Below are 14,581 nucleotides of genomic sequence, written 5' to 3'. Positions count from 1 at the left end.
GGCTGCCCATCAATCGCCCTGGTCTTCCGGGCGTTCGCGGCGGTGGCCGGCGACGAACTTCTCGGCCTTATCTGATGTCAGCCGGTCGCGGGTTTTTTCGGCTTTGGAACGGCCGTGCAGAGCGCGGTTCTCGCCGGCGAGTTTTTCTTTTTCGGCGCGCGCCTTCTGCTTGCGGACCTGGCGAAGGTTGACGATTTCGCCCATGTCGCGCTGTCCGCGCTGCTACTTCTTGCGGAAGGCGTCGAGCGACACGACGTCGGCGCCCTTGCCGGCGTCAGCCACGGCGGGCTTTTTCTCGGCTTCGGCCACAGTGGCTTTCTTCTCGGCCTTCGGCTTTTTCTCGGAGACGATGGCCAAGGGCTCGGGAGCCGGCTGTGCCGGCGCTTCGTCTTCGGCGGGAATGTCGGTCTTGACGTCGAATTCGAGTTCGAAATTGACCGACGGATCGTAGAAGCCGCGCACGGCCGAGAAGGGGATTTCCAGCTTTTCCGGCACGTCGGAGAAGGACAGCCCGACCTCGAAGCCGGTATCAGTTACCTTGAGGTCCCAATACTGGAACTGGATGACGATGGTCATCTGTTCCGGATAGCGCTCGCGCAGCCTGGACGACACGCGCACGCCCGGCGCGCCGGTCAAAAAAGTGATGAAGAAATGATGATTGCCGGGAAGGCCGGTGCGCGCGACTTCGGCCAGCACCTTGCGCATGACGCCGCGCAATGCCTCCTGGGCCAGAATGTCGTAGCGGATGTGGTCGTCGGCCATGTGCTGGTCGGGTTCCGTTGAATCGTCCGCATAGCTGTAATCAAGCTTGAGGGCGGCGTAAACCGGATATAGATCGCTGGTGCAACGAAGCGAGGCCCATCAATGACGATTTGATCGCTGGATTTGATTCGTTCAGGCGCTGGCCAGCTGCTTTTCCACCGCTGCCGCTGATCGGCGCTTGCCGAAGGCGCGCAGGAAGGTGCGCACGCCGTGGGTGGCGGATTGCAGCACTTCATCTTCCGACGGCATGCCGCCGAGCATGAAGGTGGTCTGCAGTTCGGCGTTGGCCAGCGCCAGGAACTGGCGCGCGGCGACGTCGGGGTCGTCGACCGCGAGGTGACCGGCATGGGCGAGGCGGGCGAAACGGGCGGCAAGTGCGGGCCAGGTCCGCCCCGGACCCTGGTCGCGCCATTCGGCGAAGAGTTCGGGATAGCGCTCGCCCTCGGTCTGGATCAGCTTGCGCAAGAAACGTCCGTCGCGGTTGCAGATGCAGTTCTGGTTCATACGCACGGCAAAGCCGATCAAATCGGCCTCCAAATCCCTGGGCTGGTCGGGGAAGCTGGCGAAGGTGGCGAAGATGCCGGCATTGCAGCGCTCGGTCAGGTCGCGCACCACGGCCATGAAAAGCTTTTCCTTGTCGCGGTGGTGATTGTAGATGGTCTGGCGCGAGACGCCGGCCTCCGCCGCGATCAGGTCGATATTGGCGCCGGCAAAGCCTTCGCGGCAAAATACCGAGGCCGCCGTATCGATGATCGACATACGCTTGGCCTCGTGGCCGCGTGGCGGGAAAATGTCAGGAGAAACGGCAGGCTTCATAAAAATATATATAGAGGTGATTGACGAATTAGACAAGGCTGTCTAAATTTGTGGACATAAGAAAACGGAAATTTACTCCAAGGGGACGAATGAATTCGCCCCGGGATGTCGGATTTCCACGGGATGGAACGTCCTGGGGTTAGACGTCGCTTGCCGGCGACAACCAGATTCGAAAGAAGCCTTTATCATGAGTCCCAAATTCCTCCGCATCGCGGTCGTGCTCGGCTTGTTGTCCGCCATCGGCCCTTTCGCCATCGACATGTATCTGCCCGCGCTGCCGTCGATCGGCGAGGATTTGCATGCCGGCACCGCCGCCGTGCAGATGAGCCTGCTGATTTTCTTCCTGTCGATGGGCTTCGGCCAGATCGTCGTCGGGCCGATCTCCGACATGGTTGGCCGCAAGCTGCCGCTCTATGGCGGCTTGGCGCTGTTCATGGTCGGCGGCATCGGTTCGGCAATGGCGCCGACCATCGAATGGCTGATCGCCTTTCGCTTCCTGCAAGGCCTCGGCGCCAGCGCCGGCATGGCGGTGCCGCGCGCCATCGTGCGCGACCTGCACACCGGCACTGAAGCTGCCAAGCTGATGTCGCTGTTGATGCTGGTGTTTTCGGTGTCACCGATCCTGGCGCCGCTGACCGGCAGCCAGATCATCGAGAATTTTGGCTGGCGCGCCGTGTTCTGGACGGTGACGGGCGCGGCTCTCTTGGCGACCATTCTTTTGGCGACCTCGCTCAAGGAGACGCGGCCGGCGGAAGAACGTGTCGGATCCTCCTTCGGCACCGCACTCGCCGGTTACCGCTTCCTGATGGGTGACCGCAATTTCCTCGGCCTGGTGGCGATCGCCGGCTTCGGCATTGCCAGCTTCTTCGTTTACCTCTCGAGCTCGTCCTTCATCCTGATCGACCATTACGGGCTGTCGCCTTCGGTCTACAGCGTGTTCTTCTCGATCAATGCGGTGGCTTTCATCGGCATGTCGCAGCTGACCGGGATGCTGTCGGAACGTTTCGGCCTGAAGCGCGTCGTCTGGGTGGCGGTGACCGGTTACGCCACGACGATGGTGGTGCTGTTCGCTGTCATGGCGACCGGCGTTGACCGGCTCGATGTGATGGCGGCGCTGCTGTTCGTCGGCTACGGCTTCCTCGGCCTGGTCATCCCGACAACTTCCGTGCTGGCCATGGAAGAGCATGGCGAAATCGCCGGCACCGCCTCGGCACTGATGGGCACGCTGCATTTCGCCATCGGTGCGCTGGCCATGGGCGTCGCCGGCATCTTCTTCGACGGCACGCCGCTGCCGATGGTGGCCGGCATTACGCTGTGCGCCGTGATCTCGTTTACGCTGGCCAAGCTGACGCTCGGCCGCACGCGCGAAGCCGTTGAGGCCCCGGCGGAGTAAGCCAATCGCAATCGATGAGAAAGGTCGGGTCTGACCGGCCTTTCTCATGTATGGGGTGGCAATCCGGCTTCAGCCAGAATGAAGTCCAATCGCGCTTCGACCGAGGCCAGCGGCAGCTCGATCAGTTCGTAACCCAATTCTGTGTAGACGCCGACCAGTGAGTGATAGGTGCGCTCAGCCTCGTCCAGCGTCTGCTTTCGCTCGTTGTCCTGGGTGAAGATGTCCGGCCAAAGCGGGGCAATGAAGACGCGGCTGTTGTAACGAAATTTTGTCGCGGCGTTTGTGACATGGGCGGGCACCGGTAGTCCGATCAGCCTGTAATAGCCCAGCGTATCCGGCACACCGCGATCGAAGAAGATCGGTCCCGCATGGTCGCAAGCGGCGTGCCATGAGCGCATCTCCCACGACAGCATCAGTTCGGAAAACAGCGGCTTGTCCCGCCAGGGCAGGGCAAATCCGCCGATTGCCACCTGGTCGCGGATGATGCCGCGCCCGGCTTCGGGCGAGGTGGCGAAGCCGGCGGCTTTCAGCGCTTCGATCAGCGTGGTCTTGCCCGAACCGGGACCGCCGGTCAGCACAAAGAATCGATCGGAACAGTTTTGCATCTCTTGTCCATGGAGAAGGGCGCACGCGGCTCGACAGCTTCGCGGCCCGTGGCCAGGCAAAGTTCGACCAGCGCGGCAGCCTGCGTTGCGTGCAACATATTGAGAGGGGAGAAGTGGAGGTTTCTGTTGCCAGGTACCTCCGAACCCCGCCTAGAAGTGCGAACCTCTAGGGCTTGATTTGAAGCGTTCGCACTGCATTAAGCAGCGAGACGAGCTTCCGCATAGTTGTCGTTGGCAACTATAAGTTTAGCCCGATGACGGTGGTACAATGCCGGGCAAAAGTACGATCTTTACACCTTCGTCGATCCTATTTCGCCCCCAGCAAAAACCGCTTCGTCGTCAAAGCGGCTTTTGGTGGAGGCGCCGGGTACCGCCCCCGGGTCCGAACGGCTTATTTCATCGCCCATTTATCGCCATAGTCGGTCAAGCCGACAAAACGAATATAGGGGGTCGTCGCACGAAATGAAAGGCCGCAATCGCGCTTCTTCCCAGAGCCAAACTGTGACGCCGAGGGTTGACTTGGACACGGTCTCAACCGAAGCTTTGCGCCGGTGAGGAGTATCGACCTAGCGCACAGGTTGCGTAGCGCGCCACAGCCCTCATCGACCGGATCCGTGGCGCCGACGAGGGGAAGTCTGATGGCCGACTATCTTGCGGATGTGAAGAAATACGACGCCGGCGCCAGCGCCGATGCGGTCGAAAAGATCGTCAAGCATCTGGGCATTGCGCTCAGGAACCGCGATTCCTCGTTGGTATCCTGCACCGACCCCAAGGAACTCGAGCGCGTGAAGACCAACTGGGTCGCCAAGAAGCTCGGCGTCGCCGACGGCGCCAAGGCGGATGCATCCATCGAAAAGACCTGCAAGGCGATGGCTGCCGACAACACCAAGAGCCGCGTGACCTTTTACTACCTCGTCGCCAAGGATCTGGGCAAGCTGGGTTCTTTGTAGAGATTATCTCTGACAGGCAGAGCGCGTTTGATTTGCTCCTCACTGGACGTCAGCGCCGCCCCTCATTGCCCTGCCGGGCATTTCTCCCCGTATAGTGACGGGGAGAAAGGGCTGACCGCAGTCTTGGCACTCTTTCGTGAACGCTTGTGATTGGCGAAACCATCGGCGACTGCGCCCCTCTCCCCGTCACTATACGGGGAGTTGAGGATCGGTCCGCGAAGCGGACGAAAAGCCAATTGCTTGGCTTTTCGAATGACGAACGCCCGGCAGGCAGGTGAGGGGCAGCGCCAACCCTTGAAAGAGTGATGGGGGCAAGCCGCGTCTGGTGCCTTTTGATGTGTTCGGCGGCCCGCCAGTCGGCTATTATCACGAAACCTCGAATCGAGCCGGAACCGATGCGCCAGTATCTCGACCTCTTACAACATGCCCTGGACAATGGCGCCGATCGCGGCGACCGCACTGGCACCGGCACGCGTGGGGTGTTCGGCTACCAGATGCGCTTCGATCTCAGCCGCGGCTTTCCGGTCACCACGACCAAGAAGCTGCATTTGAAGTCGATCATCCATGAACTCCTGTGGTTCCTGGCCGGCGACACCAACATCAAATACCTTAACGACCACGGCGTTTCGATCTGGGACGAGTGGGCCGACGAGAATGGCGATCTCGGCCCGGTCTATGGCAAGCAATGGCGCTCCTGGCCGGATGGCCATGGCGGATCGATCGACCAGATTGCCAACCTTCTCAAGGAGATACGAAAGAATCCGAATTCGCGCCGGCTGATCGTTTCGGCGTGGAACCCGGCCGAGGTCGAGGCCATGGCGTTGCCGCCCTGCCACTGCCTGTTCCAATTCTACGTCTCGGAGGGCAAGCTGTCGTGCCAGCTCTACCAGCGCTCGGCCGACATCTTCCTCGGCGTGCCCTTTAACATTGCCTCCTATGCGCTGCTGACCCTGATGGTGGCGCAGGTCACCGGGCTGAAACCTGGCGATTTCGTCCACACGCTGGGCGACGCGCATCTCTATTCCAACCATTTCGAGCAGGCGCGCGAGCAGTTGCGGCGTACGCCCAAGGCGCTGCCGACGCTGTGGATCAACCCGGAGGTGAAGGACCTGTTTGCCTTCCGCTTCGAGGATTTCCGGCTGGAGAACTATTTTGCTGACGCCACGATCAAGGCGCCGATCGCGGTCTGATCCGCCGTTCCTTCAGTCGATACCGACCATGACATCCGAGGCCTTGATCACGGCATAGGCCTGCTTGCCCTTTTCGAGCTTGAGATCGGCGACAGCCTCATTGGTGATCGAAGCGGTGACGACCGAACCGCCGACGTCGATGTGGACATGCGAGGTGGTGGCGCCCTTGACGATCTCGGTGACCGTTCACCTGAGGATGTTGCGTGCGCTGATTTTCATGGGACTTCCTTTGCAAGGTTCCGTTCCCGTCAAAACCAGAACAATCGATGCCGAACAGACGCTTTCGACGGCTGCGGCCTTCCCTTGTTATATTCATCCGGATATATCGATCCTAGGCTTCGAGCCGGTCGGATTTCAAAACCCAGGGAGAGTTTTCATGTCGAGGCACAAAGGTTTTGGATTGAGAGCGATCGCGGTCGGCGGCTTTGCCGCGGCGCTTATGGCCGCGATGCCGGCCGCGCATGCGGAGGACAAGGTGATCGTGTTCGCCGCGGCCAGCCTCAAGGACGGCCTCGATGCGGTGAACAAGGCCTGCGAAGCCGATGTCGGCGAGGCCGCGACTGTCTCCTACGCCGCGAGCTCCGCACTGGCCAAGCAGATCGAGGGCGGGGCGCCGGCCGATGTCTTCATCTCGGCCGATCTCGACTGGATGAAATATCTTTCCGACAAGAAACTGACCAAGCCGGACACCGAGGTGAAGCTGCTCGGCAACCAGATCGTGCTGGTGGCGCCGAAGGATTCGACGATTGAAACCAAGATCGAGAAGGGCTTTGACCTCGCCAAACTGGTCGGCGACGGCAAGCTCGCCATGGGCGACTTCAAGGCGGTGCCGGCCGGCAAATACGGCAAGGCGGCACTTGAATCGCTTGGCGTCTGGTCGTCGGTGGAAGGCAAGGTGGCGCAGGCCGAGAATGTGCGCGCCGCATTGAAGCTGGTTTCGATGGGTGAAGCACCGCTCGGCATCGTCTATGCGACCGATGCGCATGCCGACAAGGGCGTCAAGGTGGTCGGCACCTTCCCGGAGGATTCGCATCCGCCGATCATCTATCCGGTTGCCCAGATCGCTGATTCAAAGGACAAGGATACGCCGGCCTTCCTGAAGTGCCTGCAGTCCGCCAAGGCGGCGGAGCTGTTTAGGGATCAAGGTTTCACCGTGCTCACGCCGAGCAATTAAGGTAGCGCCTGACACATGAACTGGCTGCTGGACCTCACTCCCGACGAATGGAATGCGGTCCGGCTGTCGATCAAGGTGGCGACGGTGGCGATGCTGTTCAGCCTGCCACCGGGCATCGCGATTGCGCTCCTGCTTGCGCGCGGAAAATTCTGGGGCAAGACGCTGCTCAACGGCGTGGTTCATCTGCCGCTGATCCTGCCGCCAGTGGTGACCGGCTATCTCTTGCTGCTCACCTTCGGTCGTCGCGGGCCGGCCGGTGCATTCCTGGCTGAGCATTTCGGCATCGTCTTCTCGTTTCGCTGGACGGGCGCTGCCTTGGCCTGCGGCATCATGGGCTTCCCCTTGATGGTGCGGGCGATCCGGCTGTCGATCGAGGCCGTCGACCGTAAGATGGAAGCCGCCGCAGGCACGCTCGGCGCCAATCCGCTGTTTGTGTTCGCCACGATCACGCTGCCGCTGATCCTGCCCGGGCTGATCGCCGGCTCGATCCTGTCCTTCGCCAAGGCGATGGGCGAGTTCGGCGCCACCATCACCTTCGTCTCCAACATTCCCAACGAGACGCAGACGCTGCCTTCGGCGATCTACACTTTTACGCAAGTGCCGGGCGGCGATGACGGGGCGCTACGGCTGACGCTGATCTCCATCGTCATTTCGATGGCGGCCCTGGTTGCCTCGGAAGTGCTGGCGCGGCGCGTTGGCCGGCGGATGGACATCGAATGAGCGTCCTTGTCGACATCAGCCATCGTCTGGGCGATTTCGCCATCGACGCGCGCTTCGAAAGTGCCGGGCGGCTAACGGCGCTGTTCGGGCCCTCGGGCTCCGGAAAGACGACGCTGATCAACATGATCGCCGGGCTGATCCGGCCGGGCAAGGGTCGCATCGCGGTCGATGGCCGGGTGCTCGTCGACACCAGCGCCGGCATTTTCGTGCCGAAGCACAAGCGCCGCATCGGCATGGTGTTCCAGGATGCGCGGCTGTTTCCGCATATGAGCGTGGCCGGCAATCTGGGCTATGGCCGCTGGTTTACGCCGGCGGCGGAGCGCTATGCCAATATGGACGCGGTGGTCGACCTGCTTGGCATCGGCCACCTGCTTGATCGGCGGCCGGCAAAGCTTTCCGGCGGCGAGAAGCAGCGGGTAGCGATCGGCCGGGCATTGCTGGCCAGCCCGAAGCTGCTGTTGATGGACGAGCCGCTGGCCTCGCTCGACGATGCGCGCAAGGCTGAAATCCTGCCCTATATCGAGCGGCTGCGCGACGAGACCAAGCTGCCGATCGTCTATGTCAGCCACTCCGTCGCCGAGGTGGCGCGGCTGGCGAGCGACGTGGTGGTGATGGCGCAAGGCAAGGTCGCTGCCTCAGGCCCGACCGGCGCGATCATGCAACGGCTCGATTTGTTGCCGGCGGAAGAGCGCGGCGAGGGAGGCGCGGTGCTGGACACCAAAGTGCTGCGCCACGACGAGGCGTTCGGCATGAGCGTGCTCGGTTCGGCGGCGGGCGAAATCCGGGTGCCACGGCTGGCTATATCGGTCGGCGCGCCGGTGCGCATTCGCATCCGCGCCCGCGACGTGATGGTCGCCACAGAACAGCCGACGGGCCTCAGCGCGCTCAACATCCTGCCCGGCATCATCGTCGCGGTAAGTCCAGGTGAGGGGCCAACGGTCGAGGTCGGCATCGACTGCAACGGAGCAACCGTGCTTGCCCGCATCACCGAGCAGTCGCGACACGCGCTGAACCTCCAGTTGGGGAGCAAGGTGTTCGCGGTGGTCAAGACGGTGAGCTTCGACAGGGCCAATACCGGCGCCGGGCTGCCGGCCGAAGTGGATGGCTGATAGCCGCTATATCGTTTTGGAATAGCGCTATGGATCGAGAGAGGCTAATGTGACCGAGGAGGACACGACATGCCGTCGCTGAGCTTGCGGATAAATCTCGATCCGGACGGGCGCATCGGTCCGGGCAAGATCGAGCTTTTGGAGCAGATCGCCACCTTCGGCTCGATCTCGGCCGCCGCGCGCGGCATGGAGATGTCCTACAAGCACGCCTGGGATCTGGTCGAGGACATGAACCGCGTGTTCGGCAAGCCGCTGGTCGCAGCGCAGACCGGCGGCCGCAAGGGCGGCGGCGCGCAGCTGACCTCGGTCGGCCTGGCGGTGGTCAGCCGCTTCCGTGCCATCGAACGGGCGGCGGCCGCGGCGGCGGCCACGCACATGGAGGCGTTGCAGGCGGAGATTGATGCCGGGTGAGGAGGGGGAGTTGAAGAACTGAAGAACTGAAGAATATGGGAGTGGATGTTGGCCGTTAGGCGTCTCCTGCCCTCCTTACCAATTCTTCAGTTCCTCATTTCTTCAATTCCCCTACTCCCTGCCCTCCGCTTTGCGCAGCAGATAGGTGTCCATGATCCAGCCCTTCTTCCGGCGGGCTTGTTCACGGATTTTCTCAATCTCCTCGCCGACATCACCTAGGCGGCCGGAGAGAGTGATTTCGTCGGGTGTGCCGAGATAGGCGCCCCAATGGATGATCAGATCCTTGTCGGCCAGCGTGTTGAAAGCGCATTTACCGTCGAGCATGACCACCGCACTGCCGGCATTTTGCGGCATGCCTTGCTCGGTCAGGCGGCGGCCGGTGGTGATGAGCACGGGGTCGCCGATACGGTTCAGCGCCATCTTGTGGCTGGCGGCGAGCGCCTGGACGGCAGTGATGCCGGGAATGACCTCCAACTCGAACCCGACATTGCCTCTGAGCCGCACCCGCTCGAGGATACGCAGCGCGCTGTCGTATAGAGAAGGGTCGCCCCAGATCAGGAAAGCGCCGCAGCCGTTCTCGGCAAGCTCGTCGCGGATCAGGCCTTCGTAGATGTCGGCGATTGCCTCGTGCCAGTCGTCGACGGTCGAGCGGTAGGACGGCGCCGGCTCGGCGCGCACCGGCACGTCGAATTCGACCATGCGCGATTTCGGGTTGGTGACGAAACGGTCGCAGATATGCCGGCGCAGTTCGGCAAGATCGTTCTTTTTCGCGCCCTTGTCGGGAATAAACAGGGCGTCCGCCCGGTTCAGGCCTTCTATGGCCTGCACGGTCATATGATCGGGATTGCCGGCGCCGATGCCGATGACGAAAAGCTTGCGCATGACGCGAACTCCTGCCCGATAGCGGTCTCGGTGTCCAGACAAGCATGTGCGCAAGCAATGGCGACCGCGGAAGGGCTTTGAAACACGGCCTTGAAACGGCTAGGATCATCCCGGCATTCCGGCCGAGAGGGCTTCCATGTTCCGATACGTTCTGACCGCGGCGCTGGCGCTTTCAGCCGCCCCCGCTTTCGCCAACGATTCGGTGGCCGAACTCAGCACCGGCGGCCTTATCCTGTCGCGCAGCGATGCGGTGGCGATGCAAAGCGAGGATCTCTTCATCTCGCCCGAAAAGGTGACGGTCGACTATGTCTTCCACAACAACACCGACAAGGATGTCGACGCAATCGTCGCCTTCCCGATGCCGGACATCTCGGGCGACCCGGAGGAAATGCCGGCAATTCCTGAAAATCAGAGCGACAATTTCCTTGGCTTTGAGGTGACGATCGATGGTGTGCCGGCGAAGCCGCAGCTCGAGCAGAAGGTGTTCGCTGTCGGCATCGACATCGGCGCCGATCTGAAGGCGCAGAACGTTCCGTTCAATCCGTTCGGCGATGCCGCCAAGGCGGCGCTGGCGAAGTTGCCGAAAGCGGTCGCCGAGGACTGGGAGAACCGCGGCATCATCATCGAGGATACCGGCGGCGACGGTACCGAGGCGAACAAGGTCTATACGCCGTGGTGGCAATTGCGCTCGACCTATTGGTGGCGTTCGACCTTTCCGGCCAACAAGGATGTCCATGTCTCGCACCGCTACAAGCCCAGCGTCGGCGGCACGTCTTCGGTCAGTTTCTTCTATGATGGCCAGTTCCAGGGCAGCCAGTATGCTGCCTACAAGGCCCGCTACTGCATGGACGGCGGCTTCGAGAATGCGGTGCGCAAGGCGGCCAAGGACGATCCGGACGGTTATCCCAAATACTATGAGAAACGCATTGCCTATATCCTGACCACCGGTGGAAACTGGGCATCCGGCACCATCGGCAAATTCAAGCTGACCGTCGACAAAGGCAATCCGAAAGCCCTGATCTCGTTTTGCGGCGACAATGTCAAAAAGGTCGGGCCGACGACGTTCGAACTGACGGCGCAGGATTTCTATCCCGAGCACGACATCGACATTCTGCTTCTCGAACCGTCGGACAGCAATGGCGGGGACGCCAACTGATGGAGCTCGCGATCTATGTCGCCATCGCCGAGAACGGCGTGATCGGGCGCGACGGCGGCCTTCCGTGGCGGCTGTCCACCGATCTCAAGCGGTTCAAGGCCGACACTATGGGCAAGCCCGTCATCATGGGCCGTAAGACCTATGAGGGCATCGGCCGGCCGCTGCCGGGCAGATTGAACATTGTGGTGACCCGCGACAAGGCCTGGCGCGCCGAGGGCGTTGAAACAGCAAATTCGCTGGAAGCCGCAATCCATCTGGCCACGGTGCGTGGGCGTTGCATGAGCGGTGTCGACGAGATCTGTGTCATCGGCGGCGGCGAGATCTATGCGCAGGCGCTGCCGCTTGCCGACCGCCTGCATGTCACCCATGTGCTGGCCAAGGTCGACGGTGATGCGCATTTCCCTGACATCGATCCAGGCAGCTGGCGAATTGTGCATTCGGAGGATTTTCCGGCCGGTGAAAAGGACAGCCACGCGACGCGCTACACGGTTTACGAGCGCAGCCGCCAATGACACAGGTGTCCTCATGACGGATAACAAGCATCAGCCGCTCGGTGCCTTCATGGATTTACTAAGCGCGGAGATACGCTCGCGTATGGGGAATGAACCCGCGCGTGAAGCTGCGCACCAGCGGATCTTCGGCAACACCGCGCTTGAGGCGCCGCGGGCTAGCGGTGAGCGACCCCAGCGCCAGCCGGCTTGTCGCCACCTTCCGGCATGCTTTGCCGAGCTTGAAACGATCGGCGGCAATCTCGGCAAGCTCGCCGCCGCACTGCGCGAGATCGAGCCGCATCTCAGCTGGAACAATCAAAGCGAGCGTCGCAAGTCGGCGGTGCTGGCCGAGAATTACGCCGATTCCTTCATTGTCGGCCCGGGCGGTTTCGTCCCGAGCGGTCAAATCGAGATCGGAGTGTCGGTCATGGCGCCGCACGCGACATATCCAGATCATCGGCATCCGCCGGAAGAGCTTTACCTCGTCCTGTCGCAGGGTGAGTGGCGGCAGAATGCCGAGGCGTGGCATGAACCCGGGGTCGGTGGGGTCGTCTACAATCCACCTGACATCGTTCATGCCATGCGCGCGGATGCCAAGCCGCTTTTTGCCATTTGGTGCCTTCCCCTCGACAATACGCCGCATTCATAAGGCGACTTATTGAAATTTGCTGCTTGCAGCGGTCCAAATCGGACGGTGCAGTGTCGGATCGCGTTGAAAGCGCATCGCGGCGTCCCTATAGAAGAACAACTGGATTTTGCGTCGCAAGGCCGGCGCTGAGGGAATTCCAAGCGAAAGGACATTCATGCCCTGGAACGACAAGAGCGGTGGCGGCGGCGGCCCATGGGGCGGCGGCGGCAATCAGGGACCCTGGGGGCAGGGACCAAAGGGGCCTGGCGGCCCGCAAGGGTCACCTCCCGATCTCGAGGACATCATCCGCCGCGGCCAGGACCGGCTGCGGCGCGCGCTGCCTGGTGGCGGCGGCGCCAGCCCGGCCGTCTTTGCGCTGATCGCAGCGGCACTGGTCGTGCTGTGGGCATTCAAGGCGGTCTATACCGTGCAGCCGGACGAGGTTGCGGTCGAACTGCGCTTCGGCAAGCCGAAGCCGGAGCTGTCGCAGCCGGGTCTGCATTTCCATTGGTGGCCCGTTGAAACCGTCGAGACGGCCAACATAGCCGAGCAGCTCGTCGATATCGGCGGCGGCGGCGCGACGAGCGGCAACACTTCCGGGCTGATGCTGACCGGCGACCAGAATATCGTCAACGTCCAGTTCTCGGTGGCCTACCAGGTCTCCGATCCAAAGGCCTATCTGTTCGACGTCTCCGACCCGGAAGGCATGCTGCAGCAGGTCGCTGAAAGCGCCATGCGTGAAGCAGTCGGCCGGCGACCCGCTCAGGACATTTTCCGCGACGATCGCCAAGGCATCGCCGCATCGGTGCGCGAAATCATCCAGACGACGCTGGACGGCTACAAGGCCGGCCTGAACGTCAACGCGGTTTCGATCGAGGACGCGGCGCCGCCGCGTGAAGTGGCGGACGCGTTCGACGAAGTGCAGCGCGCCGAACAGGACGAGGACAAGTTCGTCGAGCAAGCCAACCAGTATTCCAACCAGAAGCTCGGCCAGGCGCGCGGCGAGGCGGCACAGGTCCGTGAAGACGCGGCGGCCTACAAGAACCGTGTCGTGCAGGAAGCCGAAGGCGAGGCGCAGCGCTTCATCTCGGTTTATGACGAATATGCCAAGGCCCCCGATGTGACGCGCAAGCGCCTTTATCTGGAAACGATGGAGAAGGTCCTGAAAGACTCCAGCAAGGTCATCGTCGAACAGGGCAATGGGCAAGGGGTCGTCCCCTATTTGCCGCTGCCGGCACTGCAGCCGAAGGCGCCGGCGCCCCTTGGCGCCACGACCGGAGGAACCCAGTGATGGCCAATCGTCTTCCCATCCTCGCCGTCATCGCGGCCGTGCTTCTGTTCCTGATCTACTCCTCGGTCTTCGTGGTCAACGCGCGCCAGCAGGCGCTCGTGCTGCGGTTCGGCGAGATCGTCGATGTCAAGAATGAACCCGGCATCTATTTCAAGGCGCCTTTCGCCTTCTTCGACGCCGACAGCGTGCAATTGATCGAAAACAGGGTGCTGCGCTTCGATCTCGACAACATCCGCGTCCAGGTTTCAGGCGGCAAGTTCTATGAGGTTGACGCTTTCATCGCTTACCGCATCTCGGATCCGCGCGTGTTCCGCTCCGCCGTGTCCGGTCAGATCACACTGGCCGAAGCCCGACTGAGGACGCGTCTCGACGCAGCGTTGCGCCGTGTCTACGGTCTGCGCGACTTCGAAGCGGCGCTCTCGGAAGAGCGAGCCGTCATGATGCGCGAAGTGCGCGATCAGCTTCGGCCGGACGCGACGTCGCTCGGCCTGCAGATCGAGGATGTGCGCATCCGCCGGACCGACCTGACGGCTGAGGTTTCGCAGCAGACCTTCGACCGCATGAAGGCCGAACGTCTGGCCGAGGCCGAACGGCTGAGAGCGCGCGGCAAAGAGGCCGCGCAGCGCATCACGGCTCGCGCCGACCGCGAGGTGGTGGAAATCGTCGCCGAAGCGCGCAAGGAATCGGAAATCCTGCGCGGTGAGGGCGAGGCCCAGCGCAGCGCGACTTTCGCCGATGCCTACAAACGCGATCCGGCCTTCTTCGACTTCTACCGGTCGATGAATGCCTACGGCACGGCGCTGGACAACTCCGGGACGACGATGGTGCTGTCGCCGAACTCGGAGTTCTTCCGCTTCTTCCGCAATCCGGATGGCACGGACGCGAAGCCTGCGGCCCCGGCGGCACCTGCCGCGCCGGCAGCGCAACCTGCACCCGCCCAGTAGGGCGGTGCAGGATTTTCTTGCGCCCATAGGCCTGGTCCAGCGCATGATCCCGAACCAAA

General features: G+C 62.2%; 18 protein-coding genes and 1 other RNA gene. 12 read left to right on the top strand and 7 right to left on the bottom strand.

The features are described 5' to 3' along the window. Window positions 1-9 precede the first annotated feature (9 nt). The 3 genes from AC04SG_RS09280 to AC04SG_RS09270 form a co-directional block, all read right to left on the bottom strand. Entirely contained in the window at window positions 10-204 is a 195-nt protein-coding gene (locus AC04SG_RS09280) for a DUF4169 family protein (protein WP_477231483.1), read from the bottom strand. Between the two features lie 18 nt (window positions 205-222). Continuing rightward, a complete protein-coding gene (locus AC04SG_RS09275) occupies window positions 223-762 on the bottom strand; it encodes an SspB family protein (RefSeq protein WP_488550778.1) in 540 nt (179 codons plus the stop codon). 132 nt (window positions 763-894) lie between these two features. Continuing rightward, the gene (locus AC04SG_RS09270; RefSeq protein WP_488550777.1) at window positions 895-1,578 is read right to left on the bottom strand and encodes a TetR/AcrR family transcriptional regulator; all 684 of its coding nucleotides are present in this window, start codon (window positions 1,576-1,578) and stop codon (window positions 895-897) included. A gap of 187 nt (window positions 1,579-1,765) precedes the next feature. Between AC04SG_RS09270 and AC04SG_RS09265 the strand changes: the two genes are divergently transcribed. Further along, entirely contained in the window at window positions 1,766-2,971 is a 1,206-nt protein-coding gene (locus tag AC04SG_RS09265) for a multidrug effflux MFS transporter (protein WP_477347905.1), read from the top strand. A 44-nt stretch (window positions 2,972-3,015) separates the two neighbouring features. Here the strand turns inward: AC04SG_RS09265 and AC04SG_RS09260 are convergent, their stop codons facing one another. Both AC04SG_RS09260 and ssrA read right to left on the bottom strand, forming a co-directional pair. After that, window positions 3,016-3,576 carry an AAA family ATPase gene (locus AC04SG_RS09260; protein ID WP_488550776.1) on the bottom strand — a complete coding sequence of 187 codons (561 nt, stop codon included), beginning with the start codon at window positions 3,574-3,576 and terminating at the stop codon, window positions 3,016-3,018. A gap of 112 nt (window positions 3,577-3,688) precedes the next feature. Continuing rightward, window positions 3,689-4,048, bottom strand: a transfer-messenger RNA (tmRNA) gene (gene ssrA / locus AC04SG_RS09255). 166 nt (window positions 4,049-4,214) lie between these two features. Between ssrA and AC04SG_RS09250 the strand changes: the two genes are divergently transcribed. Both AC04SG_RS09250 and AC04SG_RS09245 read left to right on the top strand, forming a co-directional pair. After that, window positions 4,215-4,526, top strand: coding sequence for a DUF2853 family protein (locus tag AC04SG_RS09250; RefSeq protein ID WP_352559159.1), 312 nt, complete (start codon window positions 4,215-4,217; stop codon window positions 4,524-4,526). 395 nt (window positions 4,527-4,921) lie between these two features. Next, entirely contained in the window at window positions 4,922-5,716 is a 795-nt protein-coding gene (locus AC04SG_RS09245) for a thymidylate synthase (protein WP_488550775.1), read from the top strand. 12 nt (window positions 5,717-5,728) lie between these two features. Here the strand turns inward: AC04SG_RS09245 and AC04SG_RS09240 are convergent, their stop codons facing one another. Beyond that, entirely contained in the window at window positions 5,729-5,890 is a 162-nt protein-coding gene (locus AC04SG_RS09240) for a TOBE domain-containing protein (protein ID WP_488550862.1), read from the bottom strand. Window positions 5,891-6,092: 202 nt separating this feature from the next. On the opposite strand from AC04SG_RS09240, the gene modA reads away from it, so the two are divergent. The 4 genes from modA (at window position 6,093) to AC04SG_RS09220 (ending at window position 9,130) form a co-directional block, all read left to right on the top strand. Then, window positions 6,093-6,890, top strand: a complete 798-nt coding sequence (modA, locus tag AC04SG_RS09235) for a molybdate ABC transporter substrate-binding protein (RefSeq protein WP_488550774.1) — start codon at window positions 6,093-6,095, stop codon at window positions 6,888-6,890. Between the two features lie 15 nt (window positions 6,891-6,905). Continuing rightward, window positions 6,906-7,610: a molybdate ABC transporter permease subunit gene (gene modB, locus AC04SG_RS09230; protein ID WP_112560437.1), complete on the top strand. Its 705-nt coding sequence runs from the start codon at window positions 6,906-6,908 to the stop codon at window positions 7,608-7,610. Then, window positions 7,607-8,719, top strand: coding sequence for a molybdenum ABC transporter ATP-binding protein (modC, locus tag AC04SG_RS09225; protein WP_488550773.1), 1,113 nt, complete (start codon window positions 7,607-7,609; stop codon window positions 8,717-8,719). The genes modB and modC overlap by 4 nt, the downstream gene beginning before the upstream one ends. A 69-nt stretch (window positions 8,720-8,788) precedes the next feature. Beyond that, entirely contained in the window at window positions 8,789-9,130 is a 342-nt protein-coding gene (locus tag AC04SG_RS09220) for a winged helix-turn-helix domain-containing protein (RefSeq protein ID WP_112560439.1), read from the top strand. Between the two features lie 111 nt (window positions 9,131-9,241). Here AC04SG_RS09220 and cobF read toward each other — a convergent pair whose 3' ends face one another. Then, complete coding sequence (gene cobF / locus AC04SG_RS09215) at window positions 9,242-10,012, bottom strand: precorrin-6A synthase (deacetylating) (RefSeq protein WP_488550772.1); 771 nt, start codon at window positions 10,010-10,012, stop codon at window positions 9,242-9,244. Between the two features lie 136 nt (window positions 10,013-10,148). Between cobF and AC04SG_RS09210 the strand changes: the two genes are divergently transcribed. From AC04SG_RS09210 to hflC, 5 genes are all read left to right on the top strand, one after another. After that, a complete protein-coding gene (locus AC04SG_RS09210) occupies window positions 10,149-11,168 on the top strand; it encodes a DUF4424 domain-containing protein (RefSeq protein WP_488550771.1) in 1,020 nt (339 codons plus the stop codon). After that, window positions 11,168-11,680 (top strand): dihydrofolate reductase, encoded by a 513-nt coding sequence (locus AC04SG_RS09205; protein ID WP_488550770.1) that lies wholly within the window; start codon window positions 11,168-11,170, stop codon window positions 11,678-11,680. The genes AC04SG_RS09210 and AC04SG_RS09205 overlap by 1 nt, the downstream gene beginning before the upstream one ends. Window positions 11,681-11,693: 13 nt before the next feature. Next, window positions 11,694-12,308, top strand: a complete 615-nt coding sequence (locus AC04SG_RS09200; RefSeq protein ID WP_488550769.1) for a dimethylsulfonioproprionate lyase family protein — start codon at window positions 11,694-11,696, stop codon at window positions 12,306-12,308. A gap of 154 nt (window positions 12,309-12,462) precedes the next feature. After that, window positions 12,463-13,578 (top strand): FtsH protease activity modulator HflK, encoded by a 1,116-nt coding sequence (hflK, locus tag AC04SG_RS09195; RefSeq protein ID WP_488550768.1) that lies wholly within the window; start codon window positions 12,463-12,465, stop codon window positions 13,576-13,578. Further along, window positions 13,578-14,522 carry a protease modulator HflC gene (gene hflC / locus AC04SG_RS09190; protein WP_112560445.1) on the top strand — a complete coding sequence of 315 codons (945 nt, stop codon included), beginning with the start codon at window positions 13,578-13,580 and terminating at the stop codon, window positions 14,520-14,522. Before hflK ends, hflC begins: the two co-directional genes overlap by 1 nt. The last annotated feature ends 59 nt before the right edge of the window (window positions 14,523-14,581 follow it).

The sequence above is a fragment of the Mesorhizobium sp. CNPSo 4684 genome (assembly GCF_057784315.1).
This window is presented reverse-complemented; position numbering and strand designations above follow the sequence as displayed.

Coding starts and splice junctions, on each gene's coding strand:
- AC04SG_RS09280 (WP_477231483.1), bottom strand. CDS start 204: ATGGGCGAAATCGTCAACCTTCGCCAGGTCCGCAAGCAGAAGGCGCGC.
- AC04SG_RS09275 (WP_488550778.1), bottom strand. CDS start 762: ATGGCCGACGACCACATCCGCTACGACATTCTGGCCCAGGAGGCATTG.
- AC04SG_RS09270 (WP_488550777.1), bottom strand. CDS start 1,578: ATGAAGCCTGCCGTTTCTCCTGACATTTTCCCGCCACGCGGCCACGAG.
- AC04SG_RS09265 (WP_477347905.1), top strand. CDS start 1,766: ATGAGTCCCAAATTCCTCCGCATCGCGGTCGTGCTCGGCTTGTTGTCC.
- AC04SG_RS09260 (WP_488550776.1), bottom strand. CDS start 3,576: ATGCAAAACTGTTCCGATCGATTCTTTGTGCTGACCGGCGGTCCCGGT.
- AC04SG_RS09250 (WP_352559159.1), top strand. CDS start 4,215: ATGGCCGACTATCTTGCGGATGTGAAGAAATACGACGCCGGCGCCAGC.
- AC04SG_RS09245 (WP_488550775.1), top strand. CDS start 4,922: ATGCGCCAGTATCTCGACCTCTTACAACATGCCCTGGACAATGGCGCC.
- modA (WP_488550774.1), top strand. CDS start 6,093: ATGTCGAGGCACAAAGGTTTTGGATTGAGAGCGATCGCGGTCGGCGGC.
- modB (WP_112560437.1), top strand. CDS start 6,906: ATGAACTGGCTGCTGGACCTCACTCCCGACGAATGGAATGCGGTCCGG.
- modC (WP_488550773.1), top strand. CDS start 7,607: ATGAGCGTCCTTGTCGACATCAGCCATCGTCTGGGCGATTTCGCCATC.
- AC04SG_RS09220 (WP_112560439.1), top strand. CDS start 8,789: ATGCCGTCGCTGAGCTTGCGGATAAATCTCGATCCGGACGGGCGCATC.
- cobF (WP_488550772.1), bottom strand. CDS start 10,012: ATGCGCAAGCTTTTCGTCATCGGCATCGGCGCCGGCAATCCCGATCAT.
- AC04SG_RS09210 (WP_488550771.1), top strand. CDS start 10,149: ATGTTCCGATACGTTCTGACCGCGGCGCTGGCGCTTTCAGCCGCCCCC.
- AC04SG_RS09205 (WP_488550770.1), top strand. CDS start 11,168: ATGGAGCTCGCGATCTATGTCGCCATCGCCGAGAACGGCGTGATCGGG.
- AC04SG_RS09200 (WP_488550769.1), top strand. CDS start 11,694: ATGACGGATAACAAGCATCAGCCGCTCGGTGCCTTCATGGATTTACTA.
- hflK (WP_488550768.1), top strand. CDS start 12,463: ATGCCCTGGAACGACAAGAGCGGTGGCGGCGGCGGCCCATGGGGCGGC.
- hflC (WP_112560445.1), top strand. CDS start 13,578: ATGGCCAATCGTCTTCCCATCCTCGCCGTCATCGCGGCCGTGCTTCTG.